Below are 3,551 nucleotides of genomic sequence, written 5' to 3' on the forward strand. Positions count from 1 at the left end.
GAGAAGGTCGGCAGAAGACCCTGCCGGACTTTTTTTGGTTTGCTTGAAGGCCGAAGGTCAGTCTTTGGACGCCGAACCCGGCTCGGCCATCTTGCGGTGCTGTTCGGCCAGCGTGCCTGCCGGCGTCACATGCGCTGCGGCGACCTGCAGCTTGTTCTTCCAACCGCTGATGATTTGTTCCTCACCGTCCATCATCGCCTCGTAGCCTGCTTTGGCGACATCGGCGGGATTGTCCTTCTCATCGGTGCCGACCTTGGTATCCATCATTTCGGCGCGTTCGAAGAACCGCGTCTGCGTTGCCCCGGGCATCAGCACGTGACTGTGACCCCTGTGTCCTGCAACTCATGACGCAGTGCGATCGAGAAGGAATCGAAGAATGCCTTGGTGCCGTTGTAGACCGCCTGGAAAGTGCCGGGCATGAAACCAGCGATCGATCCTGTGAAGAGGATGCGGCCTCGGCCGCGGCGTGCCATCCTGGCTCCGAGTTGATGCGCGAGATAGACGGTCCCGGTGATGTTGGTGTCGATGATGCGGCGGATTTTTTTCCAATCCTGATCGACGAAACCACGGCCGAGCCCACGTCCGGCATTCAGGAACAACAGGTCGACATCGCGATCGCCGATCCCGGCGATCAAACGATCGACACCTTCCTCGGTCGCTAGATCGGCCTTGATGGCTTCGACAGTCACACCATGCGAACCGAGCGCCTCGGCGGCCTGCCGGATCGCAGGTTCGTCAGCGGCTATGATCAGATGGTAGCCATCCCTTGCGCACAGTTTGGCAAGTTCCTTTCCAATGCCGCTTGAGGCGCCCGTCACCACGGCCAACTTTTCATTCGTCATCACGTCCTCCGAACTCGCTTCGGCCGAACCACTGTCGGGGCTGATTGTTCCGTGCGGTTTGATGCGCGGCCGTATGGGGGCCGTGACAACGATTTGTCCTTGAGTTCATCCAAGCCATGAACAGCGGCGCGTGGAGAGGTGGAACAACTCAGGTCGGTGGGAGTTCGATGTCGGTGCAGCGTCGTTGCTCCCCTTGTTTGATGCTGCACGATCGGGTCCCCCTCAGCCTGATCCAGCCCGCGCGTCCCTGCTCGGGAAGCGCGGGCTTTCCCGTGAGTTCGGCTGCCATGTTTTTAAGTTCTGGTGGGAACAATGTACCCGTTTGGCAGTTCGGCGCGCAGGAGGAACAAAATGCAATACGCCGAAGAAATCGCGCTCAGGCGCGTAAAGATGCTGGTCGAACAATATGTCGTCGCCAGGAGCAGGAGATATGATTTCGTCTCGACGGAACTTGCCTGCAAGGCCATTCGCCAGGTCGTACGAAGCCCGATCGAAGACGCCGAACTGGACCATTTGCTGGCTAGAAGCGCGGTCAAACAAGGGCTCTCGGTGCGGTTCGACCGGATAGGTCATTGGCAGGCGGCTTCGCCCGGACTCAGCCAGGAGAAATCAGCATGAGGGCAGTGCTTTTGATGTCGGCGGCATTGCTCGCCTTGGCGGGGTGCAACGACAATGCCGATCCAGCCAAGTCCAAGACGGATACTACGAACAGCCAGCCCGTCGACAAGAATCCCACGACGGACACCAACCCGACGCCGCAGACCAGCACCGGCGGCGACCAGCAAGGTACGCAGCCAACCCAGCCGGCATCTCCCAAGCCAAGTGGTGGCTAGGCCTATGGAGCGGCGCAACGCAATAATCTCGCTGGTGATAGCGGCGGTCATCATTGTCGGTTTCGTCGTCGGCTTTTTCTACGTCGATATGGGCTGGCAGACCTCCCCGCTGAAACGTGCGCCGGAGCAGAACCAGGGCGGCAATGCCCCCGCGGATACCGCCCCGGCTGCCGGCGTCCAGAAAAATCCCAGGGAAAACACGGAAATGCCGGGGCAGCAGTGATCGACGGCCGGCAGCAATAGGCGAGGCGACGTCGCGGTGACGGTGCCGAAGTGAGTTCGATACAGCACGGATCTGGAGTGTGGATGATGGGCATCCTTTCCGACCTCGACAAGAAACTGACGGACAATATGTACGAGCATGGCAGCGAATTCACCGATGCGGTTTCGGATCTGCCCGAAGCAGTCGTTGAAGCGGTCGAACGGCTGATGTTTTTCATCCAGCCCGACGCGCGCGACACAGTCAGAACTCAGGTTCTCGGCCTCATTCACGAATACAGAATCCAAGACGCTCCGAACGGGGATCGCCCCGCCTGACCTTCAGCTTACGCTGATGCGGCAATTGAAACCGATCGGGACCTGGCTCGCCGCCGCGTGCTCCGGATCGGCGGGCGCGGTCGTTGACGGACCCGACGAGTGCTCTAGATCAGATTTACGCCGGCCACGGTTTTGTTGGGTCGGGGGAGACTATTCGGTGGCGCACCAAACGCCTGATTTGATCGTTAGACGCCGCTATCTCAGGCTCGACTGCTTGTGCTTGCTGTTGCTGATGTTGTCGGCATGCTCATCTTCTGATCAGATCGAGCAGCAATCACGAACAGCGGCCTCCGCATCGCAAACTGTATTGATGGTGCTGGACGCCTGGGCGGCAGGGGCGGCGCCGACGGCATACACGGCGGGTACGCTGCAATCGATCGGCAAGACGCTTGCCGATGCCGGGGCGCAAATCCGGTCCCCCGAAACCAGTGAACCCGCCGAGCAAGCTTCACTGACAAAGGCAGTCAACGATTTGTCGGTCGCGGTGGCACGTGCAGAGGCCGGATTGCAGGCGGGCGACCGGCCGGAAGTCCAAGATGCGCAACAGGATATACGGCTGGCGTCGCGTTCGCTCGCTACCGCCTACGCCAAATACTTCGCGCCAAAGCCATGAAGAAGCTCATGGAAATATCCCTCGGCGTCGTCACCAGCGTCGGCGGCTTCCTCGAAGTTGGGTCCATGGCGACAGCGGCGCAGGCAGGCGCGATGTTTGGCTTCCAGTTGATCTGGGCGGTGGTGCTCGGCACCATCTGCATCATCTTCCTTGTCGAAATGTCCGGCCGGTTCGCGGCCGTGAGCCATCACACAATCTCCGACGGCATCCGCGAGAGATTCGGCTTCAACGTCTTTCTATGGCCGTTGCTTGCCGCCCTGCTGGTCAATTTCCTGGTGCTGTCCGCCGAGATCGGCGGCGTCGCCATTGCACTCGAATTTGCCACCGGCATAGGCTTCCAGTGGTGGGCACTGCCGGTGGCTTTGTTGGCGTGGCTGCTGCTTTGGAAAGGCACGTTCGGCTTCATCGAGAAGGGCGTATCTATTCTCGGTCTGGTGACGCTGTGTTTCGTCGTCGGAGCGGTGACGCTGAGACCCGATTGGACGGCAGTCGCAAGGGGCGCCGTGCCTTCGCTGCCGGTCCACGATGCCGCCAATTACTGGTTCATGGCGGTCAGCATTCTCGGCGCCTCGATATCGCCCTACCTCTTCATGTTCTATTCCTCGGGGGCCATCGAGGATCGGTGGGACAAAAGCTATCTCGGAGCCAATCGGGCCATAGCGGGGTTGGGCATGACTTTCGGGGGGACCATCTCGATCGGCGTGTTGATCGTGGCCGCTCTCGTGC

The 3,551-nt window shown here is 60.3% G+C and carries 6 protein-coding genes and 1 pseudogene; 6 read left to right on the forward strand and 1 reads right to left on the reverse strand.

Annotated features, from left to right (window positions below; translation table 11 throughout):
* Nucleotides 1-57: 57 nt before the first annotated feature.
* Nucleotides 58-842, reverse strand: a pseudogene (locus EOC06_RS09805) (SDR family NAD(P)-dependent oxidoreductase).
* Nucleotides 843-1,193: 351 nt separating this feature from the next.
* On the opposite strand from EOC06_RS09805, the gene EOC06_RS09810 reads away from it, so the two are divergent.
* The 6 genes from EOC06_RS09810 to EOC06_RS42100 form a co-directional block, all read left to right on the forward strand.
* Nucleotides 1,194-1,460, forward strand: a complete 267-nt coding sequence (locus tag EOC06_RS09810) for a hypothetical protein (protein ID WP_027036323.1) — start codon at nucleotides 1,194-1,196, stop codon at nucleotides 1,458-1,460.
* Complete coding sequence (locus EOC06_RS09815; RefSeq protein ID WP_127255009.1) at nucleotides 1,457-1,675, forward strand: hypothetical protein; 219 nt, start codon at nucleotides 1,457-1,459, stop codon at nucleotides 1,673-1,675. Before EOC06_RS09810 ends, EOC06_RS09815 begins: the two co-directional genes overlap by 4 nt.
* Before the next feature lie 4 nt (nucleotides 1,676-1,679).
* Nucleotides 1,680-1,898, forward strand: a complete 219-nt coding sequence (locus EOC06_RS09820; RefSeq protein ID WP_013533184.1) for a hypothetical protein — start codon at nucleotides 1,680-1,682, stop codon at nucleotides 1,896-1,898.
* Between the two features lie 83 nt (nucleotides 1,899-1,981).
* On the forward strand, nucleotides 1,982-2,212 hold the full coding sequence (locus tag EOC06_RS09825; RefSeq protein ID WP_031212583.1) for a hypothetical protein: 231 nt from the start codon (nucleotides 1,982-1,984) through the stop codon (nucleotides 2,210-2,212).
* 157 nt (nucleotides 2,213-2,369) lie between these two features.
* Nucleotides 2,370-2,825 carry a hypothetical protein gene (locus EOC06_RS09830; RefSeq protein ID WP_128307632.1) on the forward strand — a complete coding sequence of 152 codons (456 nt, stop codon included), beginning with the start codon at nucleotides 2,370-2,372 and terminating at the stop codon, nucleotides 2,823-2,825.
* Nucleotides 2,822-3,551, forward strand: a 730-nt coding sequence (locus EOC06_RS42100; RefSeq protein ID WP_306462339.1) for an Nramp family divalent metal transporter, incomplete at its 3' end; no start/stop codon positions are given. The genes EOC06_RS09830 and EOC06_RS42100, both read left to right, overlap by 4 nt.

The organism is Mesorhizobium sp. M7A.F.Ca.MR.362.00.0.0 (assembly GCF_004023175.1).
Classification (GTDB): domain Bacteria; phylum Pseudomonadota; class Alphaproteobacteria; order Rhizobiales; family Rhizobiaceae; genus Mesorhizobium.

Coding starts and splice junctions, on each gene's coding strand:
- EOC06_RS09810 (WP_027036323.1), top strand. CDS start 1,194: ATGCAATACGCCGAAGAAATCGCGCTCAGGCGCGTAAAGATGCTGGTC.
- EOC06_RS09815 (WP_127255009.1), top strand. CDS start 1,457: ATGAGGGCAGTGCTTTTGATGTCGGCGGCATTGCTCGCCTTGGCGGGG.
- EOC06_RS09820 (WP_013533184.1), top strand. CDS start 1,680: ATGGAGCGGCGCAACGCAATAATCTCGCTGGTGATAGCGGCGGTCATC.
- EOC06_RS09825 (WP_031212583.1), top strand. CDS start 1,982: ATGATGGGCATCCTTTCCGACCTCGACAAGAAACTGACGGACAATATG.